The 20,790-nt window shown below is 61.2% G+C and carries 20 protein-coding genes; 8 read left to right on the top strand and 12 right to left on the bottom strand.

Translation table 11 applies throughout. The annotated features are described in order from the left end of the window. Window positions 1–151 precede the first annotated feature (151 nt). Window positions 152–1,294, top strand: a complete 1,143-nt coding sequence (locus AEYBE204_RS22770) for a murein hydrolase activator EnvC (RefSeq protein ID WP_023460684.1) — start codon at window positions 152–154, stop codon at window positions 1,292–1,294. A 69-nt stretch (window positions 1,295–1,363) separates the two neighbouring features. After that, window positions 1,364–2,086, top strand: coding sequence for a hypothetical protein (locus AEYBE204_RS22765; RefSeq protein ID WP_023460683.1), 723 nt, complete (start codon window positions 1,364–1,366; stop codon window positions 2,084–2,086). Between the two features lie 196 nt (window positions 2,087–2,282). Here AEYBE204_RS22765 and AEYBE204_RS22760 read toward each other — a convergent pair whose 3' ends face one another. Continuing rightward, entirely contained in the window at window positions 2,283–3,326 is a 1,044-nt protein-coding gene (locus AEYBE204_RS22760; protein WP_023460682.1) for an aspartate-semialdehyde dehydrogenase, read from the bottom strand. A 347-nt stretch (window positions 3,327–3,673) separates the two neighbouring features. Between AEYBE204_RS22760 and AEYBE204_RS22755 the strand changes: the two genes are divergently transcribed. The 4 genes from AEYBE204_RS22755 to AEYBE204_RS22740 all read left to right on the top strand — a co-directional run bounded on the left by AEYBE204_RS22755 (window position 3,674) and on the right by AEYBE204_RS22740 (window position 7,358). Then, on the top strand, window positions 3,674–5,116 hold the full coding sequence (locus AEYBE204_RS22755; RefSeq protein WP_023460681.1) for a S41 family peptidase: 1,443 nt from the start codon (window positions 3,674–3,676) through the stop codon (window positions 5,114–5,116). 96 nt (window positions 5,117–5,212) lie between these two features. Next, entirely contained in the window at window positions 5,213–6,463 is a 1,251-nt protein-coding gene (locus tag AEYBE204_RS22750) for a divergent polysaccharide deacetylase family protein (protein WP_023460680.1), read from the top strand. Window positions 6,464–6,531: 68 nt separating this feature from the next. Then, window positions 6,532–7,005: an RNA pyrophosphohydrolase gene (locus AEYBE204_RS22745; protein ID WP_023460679.1), complete on the top strand. Its 474-nt coding sequence runs from the start codon at window positions 6,532–6,534 to the stop codon at window positions 7,003–7,005. After that, window positions 7,005–7,358, top strand: a complete 354-nt coding sequence (locus AEYBE204_RS22740) for a DUF1428 domain-containing protein (RefSeq protein WP_023460678.1) — start codon at window positions 7,005–7,007, stop codon at window positions 7,356–7,358. Before AEYBE204_RS22745 ends, AEYBE204_RS22740 begins: the two co-directional genes overlap by 1 nt. 10 nt (window positions 7,359–7,368) lie before the next feature. On the opposite strand, the gene AEYBE204_RS22735 is transcribed toward AEYBE204_RS22740, so the two are convergent. After that, the gene (locus tag AEYBE204_RS22735; protein ID WP_023460677.1) at window positions 7,369–9,579 is read right to left on the bottom strand and encodes a TonB-dependent receptor; all 2,211 of its coding nucleotides are present in this window, start codon (window positions 9,577–9,579) and stop codon (window positions 7,369–7,371) included. A gap of 166 nt (window positions 9,580–9,745) precedes the next feature. Between AEYBE204_RS22735 and AEYBE204_RS22730 the strand changes: the two genes are divergently transcribed. Next, the gene (locus AEYBE204_RS22730) at window positions 9,746–10,093 is read left to right on the top strand and encodes a DUF1428 domain-containing protein (RefSeq protein ID WP_023460676.1); all 348 of its coding nucleotides are present in this window, start codon (window positions 9,746–9,748) and stop codon (window positions 10,091–10,093) included. Here the strand turns inward: AEYBE204_RS22730 and AEYBE204_RS22725 are convergent. The 6 genes from AEYBE204_RS22725 to AEYBE204_RS22700 all read right to left on the bottom strand — a co-directional run bounded on the left by AEYBE204_RS22725 (window position 10,090) and on the right by AEYBE204_RS22700 (window position 15,877). Further along, window positions 10,090–10,569, bottom strand: a complete 480-nt coding sequence (locus tag AEYBE204_RS22725) for a GNAT family N-acetyltransferase (RefSeq protein ID WP_023460675.1) — start codon at window positions 10,567–10,569, stop codon at window positions 10,090–10,092. The two genes, AEYBE204_RS22730 and AEYBE204_RS22725, sit on opposite strands and share 4 nt — an antisense overlap. A 139-nt stretch (window positions 10,570–10,708) precedes the next feature. Further along, window positions 10,709–12,586: a ribonucleoside-diphosphate reductase subunit alpha gene (locus AEYBE204_RS22720; protein WP_023460674.1), complete on the bottom strand. Its 1,878-nt coding sequence runs from the start codon at window positions 12,584–12,586 to the stop codon at window positions 10,709–10,711. Between the two features lie 248 nt (window positions 12,587–12,834). Beyond that, a complete protein-coding gene (gene panD / locus AEYBE204_RS22715) occupies window positions 12,835–13,200 on the bottom strand; it encodes an aspartate 1-decarboxylase (RefSeq protein ID WP_023460673.1) in 366 nt (121 codons plus the stop codon). A 32-nt stretch (window positions 13,201–13,232) separates the two neighbouring features. Beyond that, window positions 13,233–14,753 (bottom strand): PQQ-dependent sugar dehydrogenase, encoded by a 1,521-nt coding sequence (locus AEYBE204_RS22710; RefSeq protein WP_023460672.1) that lies wholly within the window; start codon window positions 14,751–14,753, stop codon window positions 13,233–13,235. Window positions 14,754–14,839: 86 nt separating this feature from the next. Next, window positions 14,840–15,253, bottom strand: a complete 414-nt coding sequence (locus AEYBE204_RS22705) for a DUF5990 family protein (protein ID WP_023460671.1) — start codon at window positions 15,251–15,253, stop codon at window positions 14,840–14,842. Continuing rightward, window positions 15,254–15,877 carry a TetR/AcrR family transcriptional regulator gene (locus AEYBE204_RS22700; protein ID WP_023460670.1) on the bottom strand — a complete coding sequence of 208 codons (624 nt, stop codon included), beginning with the start codon at window positions 15,875–15,877 and terminating at the stop codon, window positions 15,254–15,256. It lies immediately after the preceding gene. Between the two features lie 349 nt (window positions 15,878–16,226). Here AEYBE204_RS22700 and AEYBE204_RS22695 point away from each other — a divergent pair, with 349 nt between their 5' ends. Next, window positions 16,227–17,297 carry a glycosyltransferase family 1 protein gene (locus tag AEYBE204_RS22695; RefSeq protein WP_023460669.1) on the top strand — a complete coding sequence of 357 codons (1,071 nt, stop codon included), beginning with the start codon at window positions 16,227–16,229 and terminating at the stop codon, window positions 17,295–17,297. A gap of 8 nt (window positions 17,298–17,305) precedes the next feature. Here AEYBE204_RS22695 and AEYBE204_RS22690 read toward each other — a convergent pair whose 3' ends face one another. The 4 genes from AEYBE204_RS22690 to AEYBE204_RS22675 form a co-directional block, all read right to left on the bottom strand. Continuing rightward, window positions 17,306–17,725, bottom strand: a complete 420-nt coding sequence (locus AEYBE204_RS22690; protein WP_023460668.1) for a hypothetical protein — start codon at window positions 17,723–17,725, stop codon at window positions 17,306–17,308. Window positions 17,726–17,938: 213 nt separating this feature from the next. After that, a complete protein-coding gene (phnE, locus tag AEYBE204_RS22685; protein WP_023460667.1) occupies window positions 17,939–18,757 on the bottom strand; it encodes a phosphonate ABC transporter, permease protein PhnE in 819 nt (272 codons plus the stop codon). Further along, on the bottom strand, window positions 18,757–19,782 hold the full coding sequence (gene phnD / locus AEYBE204_RS22680) for a phosphate/phosphite/phosphonate ABC transporter substrate-binding protein (protein WP_031229600.1): 1,026 nt from the start codon (window positions 19,780–19,782) through the stop codon (window positions 18,757–18,759). The genes phnE and phnD overlap by 1 nt, the downstream gene beginning before the upstream one ends. A gap of 1 nt (window position 19,783) precedes the next feature. Then, window positions 19,784–20,590 carry a phosphonate ABC transporter ATP-binding protein gene (locus AEYBE204_RS22675; RefSeq protein WP_023460665.1) on the bottom strand — a complete coding sequence of 269 codons (807 nt, stop codon included), beginning with the start codon at window positions 20,588–20,590 and terminating at the stop codon, window positions 19,784–19,786. Window positions 20,591–20,790: the final 200 nt, after the last annotated feature.

The raw sequence follows: 20,790 nt of genomic DNA, 5'->3' as shown, positions 1-20,790 counted from the left end.
TCTTCGTATTGACGGCATTGCAGGAGCCCGAAGGCCCCGGCTACTCCCTGAGGATAAGGCGATTAGAAAACAACCGCGCGCGACTGTCAAATCAAGAAGCGATAGGCTATTCCCTAACGCCGCATTAACCCTCAGACCTTACCCTACTAACATGACCCTTCGCGCCCTATTTCTGCGCGGCCTGAAACATGGCGCGCTGATCGTCCTCGTTCTGTGCGGAACGGGCGGAGTTGTGGCGCAAACGGCCCAGAAACCGCTGTCGAAACAGGCCGAAACCGAGCTAAATACGATCGGTGCCGAACTACGCGCCAATGCCCGCAAGCGCGAACAGAAACGCCAGTCGGCGCGTCAGATCGCACAGGAAGCCGAAAACCTGCGCAAGCAGATGATCGACATCGCCCGCACGCAAGGCGCGTCGGAAAAGCGCGCCGCCGTTTACCGCTCGCGACTGGTGGCACTCAACCTGCTCGAAACCGACATGACCCGGCGGCTGGGGACGATGCGCAACAAACAGGCGCGGCTGCTTAGCGCTTTGCAAATCTATTCGCGCAATCCGCCGCCGACCATCTTTGTGTCGTCGCGCAAGGCCAATGACGCGGTGATCGCGGCGATCATCCTCAAGGATATCACGCCGGAACTGAAAAAACGCGCTCAGGCCCTGTCGGATCAGAACCGCACCCTGATCAAGCTGCGCCGCGACGCCGCCCTGCAAAACGAGGCCCTGTTCATCTCCGAAAGCGATGTGTCGGAACAGCAGCAGCAACTGGAACGCCTGATGGCTCAGCGCGCCGAACTGGAGGACCAGTTGCTGCGCGAGGCCGACGCCATCGAGGCGCGCAACCTTCAGCTTGAGGCCCGGCAACGCGAACTGCGCGGGCTGGCGCCCTTGCGGGCGCTGCAAGCGCCGGACAAGGGCTTGAACCTGCAAATCCCGGTCGTCGGGACGCGCAAGGGCAGCTACGGCGAGACCATAGACGGGCAGCTTTTGCGCGGTCTGAGGTTGGAAACCGCACCGGGGACTCAGGTCCGTGCCCCCGGCGAAGGCGAGGTCGAATATGCTGGCCCGCTCAACGGCTATGGACAGGTGATCATCCTCAATGTCGGCGGCGATTACCGCGTCGTACTTACGGGCCTTGGCCGCGTCTATGTCGATCAGGGCAAAACCGTCGGGCGCGGCGAGCCTTTGGGGCGGACCTCGAACCTGACCGACAAGCCGACCAGCGTCTATGTCGAACTGCGTCAGGGCGACGCGCCGGTCAATCCGGCGCGTGGTTTCGATCTCTCCAAGCTGTAAGCGACTGTAAGTTGACATCCCGGATACCACTGTTAGCCTGTCGGTAAAATTGCACCGGGAGATTGCCTCATGTGGAAACCCATCGCTATCGGCGGCCTTGCGGCGGCAGCCGTAGTCGCGCTCTCGGCCCTGCCAGCGGCCACCGCGACCAACTACAATATCCCCGCCGGTTCCATGCACCGCATCGACCCCAAGACCGAGATTCAGGTCATCAACTGCTATCAGGCGCAGTGGGGTGAAAAGTGCATGGTCAAATATTACGAGAACGGCCAGTTGATCGGGAACGGCAACGCTACCGAAATGTGGGCCGAGGACGTGGTCAATTGGGAAAAGCGCTATTGGGCGACGCAGGGCAAGGCCCCGCCGTCACCGGGTGGCGGGCCGCAAAAGGCTGCCGAAACCTGTCCCGGCGCGCCGGCGGCGGTGGCGAAAAATGCCCCGCGCTCGGTCGCTGTTTTCCAGCGCAAGATCTACGATAATTACGCCATGAACGCCAATGGTACGCTGAGTGCGCCGCAACGGGTCGGCATCACCTTCGAAAACTTCGTCGTCTATAAGACCGTGGTCAACACCGTGACCAATGTACCAGGCAAGGGCGCGCAACGCGTCACCGACGGCGCGCCGCCCAATGCGGTTTTGACGCCGGTTGCTTCGACGCATGTGGTTTGCGAGCAATACCGCGACGGCGTGCAAAAGCGTCGCGTCGAAAGCCGTTACTTCTGCTTCACGTCGAAGGACGGCGAATGGGCCTGCGGCGGCACGGGTTTCCCGAAGATCACCCAATTGAAGTAGTCATTACACAGCCTTTTTACTCCCCCGGCGTGCCGGGGGAGGTGGCAGCGAGCGTAGCGAAGCTGACGGAGGGGGGCTCGCGTAAGATTAACAGGCACCGAACCTGTTAAAACACCACGAGCCCCCACCACCACATCTCACTCACTGCGTTCGCTCGTGCGGTCCCCCTCCCCGGTACACCGGGGAGGTATAAGCCTTAGCCCTTCTGGCTCAGCCAAACCTCGGCGATCTGCACCGCGTTGAGCGCCGCGCCCTTGCGCAGGTTATCGCCGCTGACGAACAGGGTCAGGCCGTGCTCGACCGTCGGATCGCGACGGACGCGACCGACGAAGACCGGGTCTTTACCTGTCGCGTCCAGCGGATTGGGCACCTCGCTCAGTTCGACGCCCGGTGCGTCTTTGAGCAGATCAAGCGCGGCCTCGACCGACAGCGGGCGCTCGAACTCGACGTTCATCGACAGCGAATGTCCCGTGAAGACCGGCACGCGGACGCAGGTCGCCGCCACCCGCAAATCCGGCAGTTCGAGAATCTTGCGGCTTTCGTCGCGCAGCTTGAGCTCCTCTTCGGTATAGCCGTCTTCACCCAGCACGTAGTTCAGCGGCACGACATTATAGGCGATCGGCACGACCCACTTCTCGGGCGTCCCCAGATCGACGCCCTTGCCGTTCTGCGCCAGCGCCGCGCAGCCGTCGGCACCGGCGACCACCTGCTTGCGCAGCACCTCGATGCCTTCAAGGCCTCCGCCCGATACCGCCTGATAGGTGCTGGCGACAAGGCGCTTCAGGCCTGCGGCTTCGTGCAGAGGCTTGAGCACCGGCATGGCCGCCATGGTCGTGCAGTTGGGGTTGGCGACGATGCCCTTGGGGATATTGCGCAGGGCGTGCGGATTGACCTCGGCGACCACCAGCGGCACCTCCGGGTCGCTGCGCCACGCGGAGCTGTTATCGATGACCAGAGCCCCTGCCGCCGCGACCTTTTCGGCCAAGGCCTTCGAGGTCGAACCACCCGCCGAGAAAAACACCACATCCAGACCGCTATAGTCCGCCGCCGAGGCATCTTCGACCACGACATCCTTGCCCGCGAACGACAGGCGGTTACCCGCCGAGCGCGGCGAGGCGAACAGGCGCAGACGGTTGACCGGGAACTGACGCTCGGCCAGCAGCGACAGCATCATGCTGCCGACAAGACCGGTGGCACCGACGATGCCAACGTTAAGTCCGGATTGGGATTGGTTATTCATAGTTTCACGTTTCCTGTTGTGAGCAGAAACGCGAGGGTTTGGGTTTTGTGTGAAACCGTGCCCCGCGCTTCGGCGGGGCTTCGTCCAGAGGCTTTGGGTTGTTAAACCGTCAAGCGCGACCGGACCGCCCCGCGTGTGCGGGCCGGCTTAATAATCGCTTTAATGACGGTCATCATGGACATGGCGGGGCGATTACACGGAAATATGTGACGTGTAAACTCCTTTTGCATAGGTTTGCGCGCGCCCTGTTTACGCCACATTAAAACCCTGTACTATGTGTAGTAACGGTGTGCGCCAAACGTGTCGGCGTGCGTATTCCGGAGCCCTGAAGCTCCATCGAGGATTGAATGAAGAACTATCTGCTGGGCGGCATCGCGGCCCTGGCCCTCAGTGTCGGCGCGGTGGCCTACGCCAACCAGCCCGCTTTTTCGCCCAAGTCCGACACCTACGAGATGCTGGAGCTGTTCGGCGACGTGCTGGCGCTGGTCAAGCAGAACTATGTCGTCGAAGTCGACGACAAGAAGCTGATCGAAGCCGCGCTTCAGGGCATGCTGTCCTCGCTCGATCCGCATTCGAACTATCTGTCGTCGGAGGACTATACCGATCTTCAGGAAAAGACACGCGGTGCCTACGGCGGCATCGGCCTTGAGGTGCAGTCGGAAGACGGGGCGGTCAAGGTCGTCACGCCGATGGACGACACCCCCGCCATGAAGGCCGGCATCCAGTCGGGCGACTATATCACCGCCATCAACGGGCAATCGATCCTCGGTCTGCGCCTCAACGACGCCGTGTCTCAGATGAAGGGCGATCCCAAGACCGACCTGACCCTGACCATCGTGCGCGAAGGCAAGGACGAGCCGTTCGACGTCACCCTGACGCGCGAAATCATCAATGTGAAGTCGGTCAAGACGCGCATGGAAGGCGATTACGGCTATCTGCGCATCTCGAACTTCAACGAGAACACGGCGCGGGAATCGCTGGAGGGTCTGACCGAACTGCGCGCCAAGAACCCGCAGATGAAGGGCCTGATCCTCGACCTGCGCAACAATCCCGGCGGTCTGCTCGATCAATCGGTCGGCGTCGCGGACCTGTTCCTCGAAGGCGGCGAAGTCGTGTCGCAGCGCGGCCGCCGCCCCGACGACATCACCCGTTATCAGGCGCACAAGGGCGACATCATGAAGGGCCAGCCCATCGTGATCCTGACCAATCCGGGCACGGCCTCGGCGGCGGAAATCGTCGCGGGCGCCTTGCAGGATCACAAGCGCGCCTCGACCGTCGGCCTGACCAGCTTCGGCAAGGGTTCGGTGCAAAGCGTCGTCAATCTCGGTGAAAACCGTGCCGTTAAGCTGACCATCGCGCGCTACTATACGCCGTCGGGCCGCTCGATCCAGAAGACCGGGATCGTGCCGGACCTCGAAGTGGCGCAGTCGCGCGAACAGGCCAAGGTTATCGCCAACCGCAACTATTCCTTCTCGGAAGCCGACTACAAGAACGCGCTCGACGCCGACGAGGGCAAGGTCCGTCAGGGCGCGCACATCGTGTCGGAAGTGCCGCCGGACGCCTACGACGTCAAGACCGGCGACTTCCAGCTGGCCCGTGCCGTCGACGTTCTCAACTATGGCGGCGACGTGAAACAGGCGGCGGCGCACCCGCGCGGCCTCAAGCTGGCCGAGGCCGATCTGGTCGACAAGACCACGTCGCGTTTTGCCGACAAGACCAAGGCGAAGGCCGATACGGCCTCTTCATCTGCGGCGCCCAAGGCACCCGTCAAACCGGCAGAAAAGAAGTAATTTTCAGCTTTCGTTAGGGTTTATTAACCCCCTTGCGGCACAAATTAACCCTGTCGGATCGTGCGTCCGGCAGGGTTTTTTGCGTGGGTTGCCGCGATGTTTGCCAAACCGAAACTGTCCGCCCTGTCCTCCTCGTCGCTGTTCCGTCAGCCGACGGGCCTGATCGCGCGCCTCAGGGGGCTCGGCCCCGTCGCGCTTGAGACTCTGAAAAAACCCTATACCGCGCCGCTGCTCGCCATGGGCCTGTTCGTCGGCGGCGGCGTGCTGTTCCTCAACCTGGCCTCCGACCCCGGCGCCGGTTCCCCCAGCGTGCGGATTTCGATGGGCGGCGGCGATCATGCGCCCACGCCCAAGGCCGCCGCCCCGAGCGATCAGCCGATCGCCGATGACACCACGTCGGGCCTTCAGGCCTTTACGCTCGACTCGCTCGGCCTGTTCAAGGACGCCTCTGCCGATCAGTTCAACGCCAGCGGTGAAGCCGGTCCCGTCGATGGAGCCGCCGTGATCACCCTGCCCAATGACGGCGCGCCGATCACGGTCGCGGGCGCATCGGGCGCGGTCAAATTGGCGGCCAGCCCCTTGACGCCCGCGCCCATCGCCGGCCTGTCGCAAAACGGCCCCAACGGCCCGCTGCCGATCATCGCCACCGATGGCCGCGTCGCCGCCGCGACCTATGCCCGCCCCTTCAAATCCAACGGCAAGCCGATGGTAGGGCTGATCGTCGGCGGCCTCGGCCTCAATCCGACGACCACCCGCGCCGCCATCGAACAACTGCCCGCCGAAGTCACCCTGTCCTTCGTTCCGTATGCGGAAGGTTTGCAGGGCTGGATCGATGCCGCCCGTGCTCAGGGCCACGAGGTGCTGATCGAAATCCCGATGGAGCCCACCAACTACCCCGATACGGACCCCGGTCCGCAAACGCTTCTGATCAATCAGCGTCCGGACGATATGCAGGCGCGTCTGAATTGGGTGCTCGGCCGCGCCGTCGGCTATTTCGGTGTCATGAACTATCAGGGTTCGGCTTTCCTGCGCGACAAACCGGCCATGAACGGTTTTCTCGGCACGATGAAGACGCGCGGCCTGACCTTTATTGATGACGGGCAGGCCCGCGATCAGGGCGGGGCGTGGAACCGCGCCAGCGCCGATCGCGTCATAGACGCCCAGATCAACGCCCAGAGCATCAATGCACAATTGACTGGCGTGGAATCCGCCGCCCGCTCCAAGGGTCGGGCGCTGGGGACGGGCTTCGCCTATCCGGTGACGCTGGCGGTCGCGATCAAGTGGACGCAGGGACTGGAGGCCAAGGGCCTGCAACTGGCCCCCGCTTCGGCCCTGGCGCATAAATAAACCGGCGTCACATTGTATCGCTACGCGATATCTGCGAAAATCGTATCGGTTGATAAAAGAATGGTACGATGACGGACGAACTTAAGGAATACAGGCCCAATGTCGGGATCGTGGTGGTCAATGCCGATAACCGCGTATGGGTCGGCCACCGCTTCGGCATGAGCGGCGACTATGCCTGGCAATTCCCGCAAGGCGGCGTCGATGCGGGCGAGGACTTAGAGACCGCCGCCGCGCGCGAACTGTATGAAGAAACCGGCCTTCGCTCGGTCGAGCTGATTGGACGGACACAGGACTGGGTCATCTACGACTTTCCGCCCGAAGTGCTGGCGCAGAAGAAAATCGGCCGCAATTTCAAGGGTCAGAAGCAGATCTGGTTCTTCTACCGCTTCACGGGTCAGGACAGCGAAGTCAACTTGCAGGCCCACGGCGAGCAGGAGTTCGACCGCTGGGAATGGTGTGACCTCGATCGTGTCATCGACCGCGTCGTGCATTTCAAGCGCGACTCGTACCGCAACGTCATCGCTCAATTCAAGGCTCTCTGATGTCCTATGTCGATGTCTTCGTCGTGCCGGTGCCGAAGGAAAACCGCGCCGCCTACAAGAAGCTGGCCGAAACGGCGTCTACCGTATTCAAGGAACACGGCGCGATTCAGGTAATCGAGTGTTGGGGCGACGACCTGCCCGAAAGCGAACTCGGCGTCTCGTTCAAGTCGGTGATGCGCGCCAAACAACCCGACGGCGTGGTCTTTTCGTGGGTCCTGTGGCCGTCGAAAGAGGCGCGCGACGAAGGCAATGAGCGCGTCATGGACGACCCGCGTATGCAGCCGACCGACGACATGCCGTTCGACGGCGAACGCCTGATATATGGCGGCTTTCAGGTGCTGGTCGAGAAGTAAAATCCGACGGTCAAGGCTTCTTGACCTGTACCGGCGCCGCCGTAAACCCACCGAAGCGCCGACTGAAACCTATCGAGACGATCGGCACATCGCGTTCGTTGACAAAGCGACCCTTGAGCAGCGGCCCTTCAGTGACGCTGACCGTCTTCGTCATTTTCAGCGGCTCCTGCACCGAGATCACCAGATCGAGCTTGGGCGTCAGCTTGTGGCGGTAGAAGACCGTGCCCTGCGCATAGGTTTCGCTGTAACCCTGTCCGGTGTAGCGATAGGGCAGTATCTTATAGTTGATCGATATCGTGTCGGTGTTCTTGAACGTATAATTCAGTGACATCCCGGCGCCGAAGGTGGTCTCGGACTGGGTGCCGATAATATTCGGCCCTTTCAGATCGACCAAAGCTACCGTTGCATCCAGATTGAGCGTCAGCTTGCGGTCCCAGCGTCGGCTATAGGCCACGGTAACGCCCGCCTGACGCTGATAGCCGCCATTGACGCGCGTCGTCTGGGTCACCAGATTGCCGAGGTTTTGCGGATCGGGGATGATGCGGCTGGAGGTCACGATCATATCGTCATCGGTGCGCAGGAATCCGCGTACGGAATAGTTGGTCGTCGTGCCCGACACCTCATAGGTTGCCTCGATATTATCGCTTTCCTGCGGCCCCAGATCGGGGTTGCCGAGATTGACCGACGTCGCCGACACATAGACCAGACGCGGATTGAGATCCGACGCATCCGGGCGCTGCTGCTTGTGTGTATAGCTCAGACGGATTTTCTTGTTTTTCGACAGGGCATAGGTCGCGAACAGGCTGGGGTTCAGGCGGCCATAGTCGATATGGTTGCGGCTGCCGGTGCGGGTCTCGCTGGTGTCCAGATCGAGATATTCGGCGCGCAGCCCAGCCAGAATCGTCCATTTCGGTCCGAACTGGCGTTGGGCTGTGGCATAGACGGCGCTTGAATTTTGCTCGTAACGCAGGTCATTGGTCAGAAGCGGCTGAAGGACCAGACCCGTGCCGCTGGCGTCAGGACCATAGGACAGGCTGTCCGAGCGGTTGTCGTCGTGGTTGAACTGCGTACCGACACTGACCTGCGTATTCCCAAAAGTGGTATTGTAGGCGATCTGAAGCATGGCCGCCGTATTCGAGCCCTCAGCCTCACGCCGCGTCGCCCGGTCGGGGCGCGCGCCCAGGTGATACATGGTCAGGCTGTCGGAATTGTTTCCGGTTTCCGTCCGCGACAGGCTGCCGTCGACCTTGAACGACTGGTCCGGCTTTTTGCCATAGTGCGTATAGCCGAAGGTCAGGGTACCGTTTTCGCGGTCGAACCGACTCTGGCTACGACTGGAAAACTGATCCGTCACCACGCCGACGCCTGAGAATATCGACGAGTCGTTGAGCGATTGGCTATCGGACTTGCTTCGGTTGTAGGTCAGTCCTCCCGTGAGGGTGTCATTGTCCCCCAGATCGTACTGCATGTTGCTCATCAGGAAGGCCGTGTTCGACTCGGAGGCCGACTCACCGTTACCGCGCGACTCGCGGGTTTTGTTGCCTGACGCGTCAAAGCCCTCGGTCTGAGACTGAGACGTCGAATCAAAGTGATTATTGCCAAGGAAGGCCGAACTCATCAGGCTGAACTTACCCTTGGTGTAGCTCAGGAATCCGTTGCCGGTCAGGCCGCCGTTCGACACCGCCATACCGCTGACCGTGCCGAACTTGCCCGGGGGCATATTGCGCTTGGTGACGATATTGATGATCGGCTCGTTACTACTCGACGAATACTGCGCACCGGGGTTGGAGATGACCTCGATCGAGGAAATGGAGGCCGAGGGCATGGATTGCAGCGCCGCGCCGCGGTTGTCGCCCGACATCATCAGCGACGGCCGCCCGTTGATGAAGACGCGGGCCGAGCGCCCCCGTAAGGAAACGTTGCCGTCAGGATCGACGCTGACGCCCGGCACCTTGTTCAGGGCGTCCTGCGCCGTGCCGGTCGCCGCATCGGGATTTTTCGTGACGTCGTAAACTTCCTTTTCGCCGGACAGACTGTTCCGCTGGCCTTTCACGGTCACGGTCGTCGGGTCGGTCTTGTCGTCTGTTTTTTCGGGGGCTTTTTCCGGCGTGGGCTTCACCTCTGCCTTGGAGTCGGGCTTGGGTGCCGTCGCCTGGGCTAACGCGACCACGGGCAGGCACAACGACACAGCCGTCAGGCACAATAAACGCGAAGATTTCATGATATCCCCTCTGACCGCACTCCCCCGGCGGCCTCACAACCCCTATGGTACGGCAAGCTGAGGCACAATTGTGGCGAGTTGGCGCATCGGCACATTAAGAATATTTCATATGGCCAGCTTATCCGTTCACCCCTAATGTACCCGCGTTCTTACAACGGAGGTTCCCATGTCCTATGTCGATGGTTTTGTCTGCCCGGTTAAAAACGAGAAGAAAGACGCCTATCTGGCATCGGCGACCAAGGCCGCGGACATCTTCAAGGAATACGGCGCGACCGCCGTTTGGGAAAACTGGGGCAACGATATCCCCGACGGGGAAGTCACCTCGTTCCCCCTGTCGGTGAAACTCCAGGAGGGTGAGACCGTGGTCTTTTCGTGGATCGTCTGGCCGTCGAAAGCCGTACGCGATGAGGCTTGGAGCAAGCTGATGCAGGACGACCGCATGAAGATGGAAGACATGCCCTTTGACGGCAAACGCATGTTCTGGGGCGGCTTCGAGAATATACTGTCGGCCTAAAATTTCTTCTGCCAGAACAGGGCCTTACCTTGCTCCGGGTCGAGCACATAGTCGCCGAAACCGAGCGAGGCATAGAGCGCCTGTGCGGGGCGGTTGCCTTCGAGCACTTCAAGCGTCAGCTTGCAGGCATCTTTTTCGCGCGCGATGACTTCGATTTCGGCGAACAGGGCCTTGGCCACGCCCTGACCGCGAAACTCTGGCGCGACGACGATGTCGTGGATATTGATCAGGGGTTTGGCGGCAAAGGTCGAGAAACCGTCGAAACAATTGGCCAGCCCTGCGGGTTGGTTATCGACAAGCGCCAGCAGTGAGAAGGCCGTCGGAAAGGCCGCCAGCTTATCAATGAGTGCTTTTGCGACGGGTTCAGACAAGGCTGAACTACCGCCCATCGGGTCGAGCGCATAGATCTTCAGTAGACTGACGATGGCTTCCGCGTGCTTTGGGTTGCGATAATCCGCCCTGACAATTTCAACCATTTTATCCTCACGTACAAAAGGCCGAAGCTAATGCTCCGGCCTTTCATTCTGTTCCAAGTCAGGGGTGCAGGGCCTGCGGCCCTGCAATCTTAGTCGCGCAGTTGGTCCCCAAAACCGGTTCCCACTTTTGGGACTGCGCTTATTGGCAAGCCAGACACTCTTCGTAATCGGTCTTGGCCGCATCCATCATCGAAGCGGCGGCTTCCTTGGTCTCGGCACCGGCAAACGCCGCGCGCTGAACCGACTTGGAGCGGAGATAGTAGAGCGACTTGACGCCCTGTTCCCACGCGGTCCAGTGCAGCATGTGCAGGTCCCACTTATCGACATTGCCGGGCAGGAAGATGTTGAGCGATTGCGACTGGCAGATTTCCGGCGCGCGGTCGGCGGCCAGTTCGACTACCCAGCGCTGATCGATTTCGAACGCCGTCTTGAAGACGTCCTTTTCGTCGGCGTCGAGCGCGTCGAGGTGCTGGATCGAGCCTTCGTGTTCGACGATCGAGTCCCAGACGTCGCTGGTGTCGAGGCCCTTTTCGGCGAGCAGCGCCTTGAGATAGGGGTTCTTTACCGCGAACGAACCCGACAGGGTCTTGTGGGTGTAGATATTGGCCGGGATCGGCTCGATGCCGGCGGAGGTGCCACCGCAGATGATCGAGATCGAGGCTGTCGGCGCGATGGCCAGCTTGTGCGAGAAGCGTTCCATGACGCCGCGCTCTTCGGCGTCGAGGCACGGCCCGCGCTCCTGAGCCAGCTTGACGGAGGCCTTGTCGGCTTCGCGGCGCAGGTGCTTGAACAGGCGCATGTTCCACGACTTGGCCATGGCCGATTCGAAGGCGACGCCCTGCGATTGCAGGAAGGAGTGGAAGCCCATCAGGCCGAGGCCGACCGAGCGTTCGCGTTCGGCGGAATAGATGGCGGCGGACATCGAATTGGGGGCGGTGTCGATGAAATCCTGAAGGACGTTATCGAGGAAGCGCATGATGTCTTCGATGAACTGCGGCTGATCGCGCCATTCGAGGAAGGTCTCGGCATTGACCGACGACAGACAGCAGACCGCCGTGCGGTCTTCGCCGAGGTGGTCCTTACCGGTGTGCAGCATGATTTCGGCGCACAGGTTCGATTGCTTGACCTTGAGGCCCAGTTCGCGCTGGTGCGGGGCCATGGCGCGGTTCACCGTGTCCGAGAAGATCAGGTAGGGCTCGCCCGTCTGCATACGGATTTCGAGGATCTTCTGCCACAGGGCGCGGGCATCGACGAACTTGATGACCTCGTCGTTCTTGGGCGAGCGCAGACCGAATTGTTCGCCGTCGCGGACGGCTTCCATGAATTCGTCAGTGATCGAGATACCGTGGTGCAGGTTGAGCGCCTTGCGGTTGAAATCGCCCGACGGCTTGCGGATTTCGAGGAATTCCTCGATTTCCGGGTGGTGGATGTCGATATAGACAGCCGCCGAACCCCGGCGCAGCGAGCCCTGCGAGATCGCCAGCGTCAGCGAATCCATCACGCGGATGAAGGGGATGATGCCCGATGTCTGGCCCGCGCCCTTGACCTTTTCACCGATGGAGCGCACGCCGCCCCAGTAGGTGCCGATGCCGCCGCCGTTCGAGGCCAGAGCGACGTTTTCGTTCCAGGTCGAGACGATACCTTCGAGGTTGTCCGGCACCGAATTCAGGAAGCACGAGATCGGCAGGCCGCGCGACGCGCCGCCGTTCGACAGGACCGGCGTCGCCGGCATGAACCACAGGTTCGAAATATAGTTGTAGATGCGCTGGGCGTGGTCCGAATCGTCGGCATAGGTCGTAGCGACGCGCGCGAACATGTCCTGATACGATTCACCCGGCATCAGATAACGGTCGTCCAGCGTCTTCATGCCGAAGTCGGTCAGCTTCGAATCCTTCGACGGGTCGGTGACCACGTGCTTGATCAGCTTGAACTCCGGACGGGTCTTGGGGCGAACCGCCTTGTTGGCCTTATAGGCTACGGGAGTCTCACGCTTGGCCGCTGCATCGTTAACCGACATGTCACTTCACCTGGAAAGCTAAACCGCTCCGCCCCCGGAGCTTACAAATGGCCGACGCCAACACGCTAGATATAGTGGTTGATGTCGCCCCGAACAACTATATGGGGCCATAATCCGGTGAAGCCGTCAACGGCCAAGTCGCCGCAGAAGCGAACTTTTTAGTTAATGAAATCCTAAAAAAATCAGAAGTTCAAGCGCCTCAAGGGCTTGGCCGGGATTCACAGATATGTCCCCAAAAAAGACTCTTGTTAAAGAATCGTCGAGGGGGTTTCGGACAAATAGCGGTCAACCTTGTTTTCGCGATCCACCAGCACGACTCTGGGGATAATCGGGGCGTCGGTCAGCTCGAATCCCATGATGATGATCTGCTCGGATTCGTTAATCAGATGGGCGGCGGCGCCGTTCATGGCGATCTTGCCCGACCCCCGCTCGCCGGTGATGACGTAGGTCTCAAGACGCGCGCCGGAAGTGTTGGATACCACAAGCACCCGCTCCCCCTCCCACAGACCGACGGCGTCCATCAGGTCTTCATCGATGGTGATCGAGCCGATATAGGCGAGGTTCGCCTCGGTGACATAGGCATTGTGGATCTTGGAACGCAGCAACTGACGCATGGACGGCAACCCGATAAAGTGGATGCGCCCCTTTACGACCCCTCGTCCACCTCGTCCATAAGGAATATGTCGCCGTCATAATCAACGACATAGAGATTGGCGAAATCGTCCTCGCCGAAACTGGGGATGTTACCGAGCGTGCTGCCGGTCGCCGGGGCGAAGGTCGTTGTGCGGTCGGTGAAGCTGGCATTGGTCAGGGTAGTGCCCTGAATGAAACTGGTCACCGGAATCGTCCACAAACGCGCATTGACGAAATCGCCGAAGACATACTGCCCGCGCAAGGCCACGACCGGGCCGCGATAGACGTAGCCGCCGGTGACCGACTTGCCCTGTAGCGGTCCGGTTCCTTGCGCATATTGCGCCACCGGCGGCGTCAGACCCGTTGTCGATCCCCCGGCATAGGCTTGCGTCCCTTCGAGGACGTTCCAGCCGTAGTTGAGGCCCGGACTGCTCAACGGCGCGAAGTCGATCTCTTCCACGGCACCTTGCCCCACATCGCCGATATAGACATGCCCCGTCTCACGGTCGAAGCTGTTGCGGAAGGGGTTGCGCAGGCCCCAATGCCAGATTTCCGGCGCGCCACCGGTCAGGGCGAAGGGATTGGCCGCCGGGATCATATAGTCGCGGCTGGCATCGAGGGGATAGGAATCGCCGCGCACATCAATCCGCAGCATCTTGCCGAGCAGAACATTGCGGTTCTGGGCATTGCCGGACGGATCGCCCGCACCGCCGCCGTCGCCTATGGCCACGACCAGCAGGCCATTGCGGTCGAAACCGATCCAGCCACCGTTATGATTGCCGATCGGGTGCGGCACGCTCAGGATAATGTCGCCTGCGCCTGATGCGCCGGTGGCCGAGGCCGTATAGCGGCGGACCTGCACATCGCCGTTGGTCGCGGTCAGGAAGACGTAAAATATGTTGCTGGTCGCAAAATCGGGGGCCAGAGCCAAACCCAGAAGTCCACGCTCGCTGTCGGTGGCGATCTCGGGCCGTACATCGAGGAACGGCGTCGCTTCGATCGTGCCGGTCAGCGGATCGAGTACGCGGATCAAGCCACCTTTTTGCACCACCAGCACACGGCCCGAACTATCGCCGCGACCCGCGAGAAACAGCGGCTCCGTAAACCCCGCGCCCACGCGGCGCAGCGCCACACGGCCCGGGCGGTCGGTCACACTAACGGACACCGTAAGGGACGTGGTTCCGACGCTGTTCGCGGCCGTGATGGTCACGACATAGATATTGTCGCGATTGCCGTCACGTGGCGCCTCGAAATTGGGCGCGGCCCTGAAGGTCAGGGCGCCCGTCGTCGCATTGATCGAGAACAGCGCCGAATCGCCTGCCGCCGTCAGCCCGTAGGTTACCGTACCGCTACCGGTCGCAGCCGCCGTATAGACGGTGGCCGTGCTATTTTCGGGCGTGGAAGCCGTTGTGGCCGAACTGAATACCGGCGCAGAACCGCCACCACCGCCGCCGCTGCCACCCCCTGAACCGCCGCCACCGCAACCGGTCAGGACCAAACCCAGGGCGAGGAAAGAAAGCACGGCGCGGTTCATACCGATATCCTACAAAGATGCAGAAGCCGGAACTGGCGCCACACCCGTAGGTCGTGAGGCATAAAATTTCAAAGCGGGAAACACGGTTACCCCGGATGCCAGTCCTCGACCGGGCGAACGGTAGCGCAGGCGGGCGTACCGTCCTTGCCGCGACCGGGCAGCACGGCTTCGATCACATGACCCGCGCGGGCCTGAGCGCATAAATCGGGGGAAATCGTATGGATGTCGATTTTCGCCCGTCGGTCCCAGACCGTATTCGGGTCACCGGCGTGGCGACCGATGGCAATATAGATGAACCGGCGCTCGGCACCTTCACGACGCACGAACGGCCCCAGCCAGCGCCCGTCTTCGGACAGGCGCACCGGCACGTCGAACGACAGGGGCGCGTCCCCGGCGGTTACGGCGTCGACCGGCCGACTATCCTTGTCCTGAAGGCTGTAGCGCACACCCGGCACGGGATCCTTGATCGTCAGACGCAGGATGACCGCCGCGTCCGCCACCTATTCGACCCACAGATCCTGCACATCGCCCTTACGGTTGAGCATGTGGACCGCGCGCTTGATGACATTGAGCAGGTTTTCGATGCGCTCGTCCTGATCGTAGGTCAGGGCCGCCCGGTGCAGACCGTCGAGCGCAAAGCGCGCCAGATCGCGGCTGGCCTGAAAACGCGCGTCGATCCCGGCCGTGATGAAGCCCGGCGTGGCCCGCCCCATCGCTCCGCGGTCAAAGGCGTCCTGCGCCGGCTTGATGGCCTTGGCGACGTCCTGATCCTGACGTGCGGCGCGTTCCAGCGCCAGAAACGCCGAAAAAGGGATCGAACTCAGCAAGCGCCAATAGGCGTCGATGGCGCCGTCCAGCGCGTCCTGATTGGGTTTCAGCTTGCCCGCCTCGGCCTCGAAGGCCGCTTCGCGCGCCGCCTGAATGTGCCAGGCGGCGGCCTCGACCAGAGCTTCACGGGTCGGAAAATGATAGAGCATGGCCCCGCGTGTCAAACCGCAGGCCTCGGCGATGGCGGCGTTACCGGCGCGATCATAGCCCAGTTCCGCAAACAGCCGCATGGCCGTCTCCAGAATCTGAACCCGCGTGCGGCGGGACTTGGGCGTATCTTTCGGTTTCTCGCTCATTACCATGCCTTCTTGGGTCCGCGCGTTCCCCCTCGTCGTCTTCATATATGGGCGCGAACCGTACTCAGATTTAGGGTATTCACCACGATTGGCAAGCCGTTGTTACGGCAAGACGATAGGGTCATCCCTGATTGTCGATTATACGCCGCTTTTTGTGCATCGCAACAAAAACTCGGCGTTCAGATAAGCTTTTCCCTTGGTTAATATCGGTTTGCGAAGCCTTTGGACACCGCATTTGCCGTAGGGATACCCCCGACCTGTCATGTGCCTGATACAAAATCATGCTTCACACGCGCCGGATTGCACATTACACATTGCGATCCGTTTGCTGATGGAGTTGAGGACAACCGTGCGTATTCTGCTTGCGACCGATGCATGGGACCCTCAGGTCAATGGCGTCGTCACGACGCTCAAGCGTGTGATCGGCGAATGCGAAAAGCTGGGCCACGAATTCAAGATCGTAGACTATAACCAGTTCAAGTCCGTCTCCTGGCCCGACTATCCTGAAGTCAAGCTGGCGCTGGGCTGTTACGAAGACGTTCGCGAGATCATTCAGGATTTCGAACCCGACGCCGTCCATATCGCGACCGAGGCCTTTGTCGGGCTGGCGGCGCGGCGCGTGTGCATCGAATGGAAGATGCCATTCACGACGTCCTATCACACCAAGTTTCCGGAATATGTCTCGGCGCGCCTGCCGATCCCGCTCAGTTGGGGTTATGGCTATATGCGTTGGTTCCATAAGGCGTCGGGCCGCATCATGGTCGCGACGCCGACCCTGCAAAAAGACCTTGAGGCGCGCGGCTTCCGCAATATCTCGCCGTGGACGCGCGGCGTCGATACCGAGATGTTCCGCCCGGACCTTGAGCCGATCTTCGGCGATCTGCCGCGTCCAATCATGACCTATATCGGCCGAGTCGCCATCGAAAAGAACATCGAGGCGTTTCTGGCGCTCGACTTGCCCGGCACCAAGGTCGTGGTCGGCAAGGGGCCTCAGCTTGAGGAACTTCGGGAAAAATACCCGGACGTGATGTTTACCGGCGCGCGCTTCGGCGACGATCTGGCGCGGTCCTATGCGGACTCCGACGTGTTCGTGTTCCCGTCCCTGACCGACACCTTCGGGCTGGTGATCCTTGAGGCCATGGCCACCGGCACGCCGGTCGCGGCCTTCCCGGCGCACGGTCCGATCGACCTGATCCCCGGCACCGGCGCGGGCGTCATCGACGACGACCTGAGCGTAGCCATCACCGAGGCGCTGAAACTCGACCGCGGCCATGTCCGCCGCCATGCCGAGAAATATTCATGGAAGGCCTGCGCAGAGGAATTTATCCGCAATCTGGAGCCCTATCCGGAAGCCGAGAAGAAGAAGCTGTGGGCGCGTTTGCGGGCCTTGCCGCGTCGTTTAAAGCGCAAGGCGGCTTAAGCCCTAGACTAATCCGTCTTTTTATAAGGCGTACCGTCCGGCCATTTGCCGGTGCGGGCCGCGCGCTGTTCGCGCAAGGCGGCCTGTTTGTCTGACCAGCCCTTTCGCCATGCGGGCGCGTCCGAAGCGGGCGGGGTTTGCGGCTGCGCCGCCCCCTCCGTCAGCGTCGCTTCGCTCGCTGCACGGCACGGGCCGCCCCGCTCCCCACTGCGTAGGGAGGAGGGCGTGTGATCGACACCCGTCTGCACGACCTTCGCCTTCGTCAGCGGGGTATGCAGTTGCCGGATCAGCCGCGTCGCGACGCACAGGGCGCTCAGAACGGCGACGATCTCTTTCAGCGTTGAGGGTTTGGCGCGCTCGATCTCGGCGAGCATGCGGTGAGCCTGAATCATCAGACGGTCGTGCAGAGGGGCATATGTGTCGGTCATGCCCCATGATGCGCACGGCTCGGAACGACGGGGATAAGTGCGCCTATAATACGGTTCAAACCGTGTAAATATAAGAGATTTAGCCACGGATGCCGCTCAAGCGCGGCGAACACGGATGTCCTTGGCGTAGCATCGGCGGTTCCACGGACTCAGACATCCGTGTCAGCCGGTGCGCAGCACCGGCATCCGTGCCTTATCCGTGGCTAAAACTTTTTACAGCAACCGCTTGCGGATCGCCGACGAAGCGATATCGATCAGCGTCACGGCCACCACGATGACGATGGCGATGGCCGAAACGCGGGCATAGTTGAAGCTGTTGATATTATCGAATAAAATCTGCCCGATGCCGCCCGCGCCGATAATGCCCAACACCGTCGCCGACCGCGCGTTCGCCTCGAAGCGGTAGAGCGCGAACGAGGTCCACAGCGGCCCCACCTGCGGAATGACCGCCCACACGATTTCATGCAGACGCGTTCCGCCCGTCGCGCGCACGCCTTCGATCGGCGCGTTATCGACGGCCTCCACCGCCTCGGAGAACAGCTTGGCCAGCACGCCCGTATTGTGCAGCGCCAGGGCCAGCACACCCGCCAAAGCGCCCGGTCCCACGGCCACCAGAAACGCCGTGGCGATCACCAGTTCATTGACCGAGCGCAGGATATCCATCAGGCGGCGCACCGGAAAGACGATCCACTGGGGCGCCAGATTGGCCGACGACAACAGGGCGAACGGCACCGCCAGCAGCACAGAAATCAGAGTGCCCCAGATGGCCATCTCCAGCGTCGCCCACATCTTGTCGATATAGAGCCGGATGGTGCCCCAGCTCGAAAAGTCCGGATGCAGGTAATCCTGCAAATAGGCCTGCGTGTTCGATGAATTCTTGCCGAGCAGATAGAGGTCGCCGATCTGTGCGCCCCTGAAACTGACCGCCAGTATCAGGCCCAGGGCAATCCACGCGCCCCAGGTAAAAAGCTTTTCCCTGAGGGAGGCGCGCGGTGGTTCAAGCGCCGCCAGACGGTTTTCGGACACGGACATTACTGAGCGTCGGGCGCGGCTTGCGGTGCGGCCTTGACGGCGTCGGCCTCTTTCGTCACCACCGCCAGTTCGGCCTTGGCCTTTTCGATCGCGGCAGGGTCGCCGGCGTTCTGCGCCTGAATGAGCGCCTCGGCGGCCTCCATCTCACGCACCGGCAGCAAGTGCGTATTATCCGCCGGTTTGAACACGCCGAACAGCAGGTTATTCAACACCTTAAGCTGACGCGCGCCTTCGGCGTCCTTGCCCGTGCCATAGGTCAGGAAGAAGGAGCGGATCTTCTCTTTGGTCGCCGGATCGAGGTCCTTGCGCCAGATGATCGGGTCTTCCGGCAAGGTTGGCGAGGTCCAGATGACCTTGACCTGCTTGAGTTTTTCCGGATGCGCCTGACCCATGCGCTCCAAAGACGCATTATTATTGGTCGCCGCGTCGATAAGGCCGTTGGCCACGGCGAGGAAATTGACCTCATGCCCGGCCGAACGCACGCTCTTGAAGCATTTGGCCGGATCGACCTTGGCCGGGAGGAAGAAATAGGTCATCGGCGCCAGCGTCCCCGATGTCGATTTCACGTCACCCAACCCAAAGGTCTTCGTCTTGTCGCATGTCAGCAGGTCTTCGGCGGTGAGAGGGGAATCGGCGCGCGCAATGATTACCGACTGATAGCCATCGACGCCCGTCTCGTCGGAAGACCGCGCAAAGACTTCACCCTCGGCACGGCGCACGGCTTCGAGGCCCGACGCGTTGGAAAACCAGCCCAGTTGCACCTGATCGAAACGCATGGCTTCGATCAGGGCGGTATAGTTGGAGCCAAAGAACGGCTTGATAGTCAGACCTGTCTGTTTCGACATGTCGGCGAGAAACGGCTTCCACAGCGGTTCCATGTTCTGGGCGTTTTCGGTCGACAGGATGGAGAAGCTGATCTCGGTGCGCGGCCCCTTGGCCGAGGCGGCCTTGCGCTCGCAGCCCGCAACCATAAACATAGCCGAGGCGGTGATTCCGCGTAGCATGTCCTTGCGTGACAAAGTCATGTCAAATCTCTCCCCAATAGGCGGACTCGATTTCAGAGCCGTAGATATCCTTGAGCTGCTCAAGCCCCAGCGCGTTGGCGGGACCGTCATAGACGATCTTACCGGCCTTGAGGGCCAGAATGCGGTCGCAATATTTCCGCGCATAGTCGACCTGATGCAGGGTGACGATGACGCCGACCTTCTGGCGCTCATTGACCTCGACCAACAGTTCCATCACCCGGCGCGCCGACACCGGATCAAGCGAGGCGACAGGCTCGTCCGCCAGAATGAGCTTGGCGTCCTGCACGATGGCGCGCGCAATCGCCCCACGCTGCTGCTGCCCGCCGGACAGGGTGTTAGCGCGCTGCCCCGCACGTTCAGCGATGCCGACGTGATCGAGCGCCGCCATGACGCGCTGCTTTTCGTCCGCATTCCACAGGCCGAAAAAGCCACGCCACGGATTGATCCGCCCCAGCAACCCCAAGGCCGCATTGGTGAATAGCGACAGCCGCCCGACCAGATTGAACTGCTGAGCGATCATGCCCATCGTGGCACGCGCCTCACGCACGTCCTCGCCCAGACGACCAGCAGACTGAACGGTCTTGTCCAGCACTTTGACGTGGCCGACTTCGGCGACGATCAGACCGGACAACGATCGCAGGAGCGTCGATTTACCCGAACCCGACGGCCCGATCAGGCCGATGCGTTCGGGCCGCGTCATGGAAAAGGAGACCCCATCCAGCGCCTTGAACGGACGCGATGGCTTATGGCCCTGCGCCTTCTGGACGTAGGTTTTCGACACCGACTGAACTTCGACCAGACTCGACATCGGTGGATTGGCCCATCCCGCACGCGTTAACACTGATGAACGGGAGTCTTGCCGAAGTTTCATAGCTTTGGCAACTGTAACAGATGCCGCGCCTGCCCATTCGCCGCACATTGCTGACGATCCTTGGCTGTCATTGAAATTTTATGCCCCAAAACTCTTTACATGGGGGCGAAAATACCCGATATAGCGCGCTTCCGGCG

Origin of the sequence: Asticcacaulis sp. YBE204 (assembly GCF_000495855.1) — a bacterium.
Lineage (GTDB): Bacteria > Pseudomonadota > Alphaproteobacteria > Caulobacterales > Caulobacteraceae > Asticcacaulis.
Note: the sequence above shows the minus strand (reverse complement) of the source record. Positions and strands in the feature narration are given on the sequence as shown.

Bases quoted from the DNA above. Each gene is read 5' to 3' on its own strand.
- AEYBE204_RS22700 (WP_023460670.1), bottom strand. From the start codon at position 15,877: ATGAGCGAGAAACCGAAAGATACGCCCAAGTCCCGCCGCACGCGGGTT.
- AEYBE204_RS22690 (WP_023460668.1), bottom strand. From the start codon at position 17,725: ATGACCGACACATATGCCCCTCTGCACGACCGTCTGATGATTCAGGCT.
- AEYBE204_RS22745 (WP_023460679.1), top strand. From the start codon at position 6,532: ATGACGGACGAACTTAAGGAATACAGGCCCAATGTCGGGATCGTGGTG.
- AEYBE204_RS22710 (WP_023460672.1), bottom strand. From the start codon at position 14,753: ATGAACCGCGCCGTGCTTTCTTTCCTCGCCCTGGGTTTGGTCCTGACC.
- phnE (WP_023460667.1), bottom strand. From the start codon at position 18,757: ATGTCCGTGTCCGAAAACCGTCTGGCGGCGCTTGAACCACCGCGCGCC.
- phnD (WP_031229600.1), bottom strand. From the start codon at position 19,782: ATGACTTTGTCACGCAAGGACATGCTACGCGGAATCACCGCCTCGGCT.
- AEYBE204_RS22735 (WP_023460677.1), bottom strand. From the start codon at position 9,579: ATGAAATCTTCGCGTTTATTGTGCCTGACGGCTGTGTCGTTGTGCCTG.
- AEYBE204_RS22740 (WP_023460678.1), top strand. From the start codon at position 7,005: ATGTCCTATGTCGATGTCTTCGTCGTGCCGGTGCCGAAGGAAAACCGC.
- AEYBE204_RS22755 (WP_023460681.1), top strand. From the start codon at position 3,674: ATGAAGAACTATCTGCTGGGCGGCATCGCGGCCCTGGCCCTCAGTGTC.
- AEYBE204_RS22770 (WP_023460684.1), top strand. From the start codon at position 152: ATGACCCTTCGCGCCCTATTTCTGCGCGGCCTGAAACATGGCGCGCTG.
- panD (WP_023460673.1), bottom strand. From the start codon at position 13,200: ATGCGTCAGTTGCTGCGTTCCAAGATCCACAATGCCTATGTCACCGAG.
- AEYBE204_RS22720 (WP_023460674.1), bottom strand. From the start codon at position 12,586: ATGTCGGTTAACGATGCAGCGGCCAAGCGTGAGACTCCCGTAGCCTAT.
- AEYBE204_RS22750 (WP_023460680.1), top strand. From the start codon at position 5,213: ATGTTTGCCAAACCGAAACTGTCCGCCCTGTCCTCCTCGTCGCTGTTC.
- AEYBE204_RS22765 (WP_023460683.1), top strand. From the start codon at position 1,364: ATGTGGAAACCCATCGCTATCGGCGGCCTTGCGGCGGCAGCCGTAGTC.
- AEYBE204_RS22730 (WP_023460676.1), top strand. From the start codon at position 9,746: ATGTCCTATGTCGATGGTTTTGTCTGCCCGGTTAAAAACGAGAAGAAA.
- AEYBE204_RS22675 (WP_023460665.1), bottom strand. From the start codon at position 20,590: ATGTCGAGTCTGGTCGAAGTTCAGTCGGTGTCGAAAACCTACGTCCAG.
- AEYBE204_RS22760 (WP_023460682.1), bottom strand. From the start codon at position 3,326: ATGAATAACCAATCCCAATCCGGACTTAACGTTGGCATCGTCGGTGCC.
- AEYBE204_RS22725 (WP_023460675.1), bottom strand. From the start codon at position 10,569: ATGGTTGAAATTGTCAGGGCGGATTATCGCAACCCAAAGCACGCGGAA.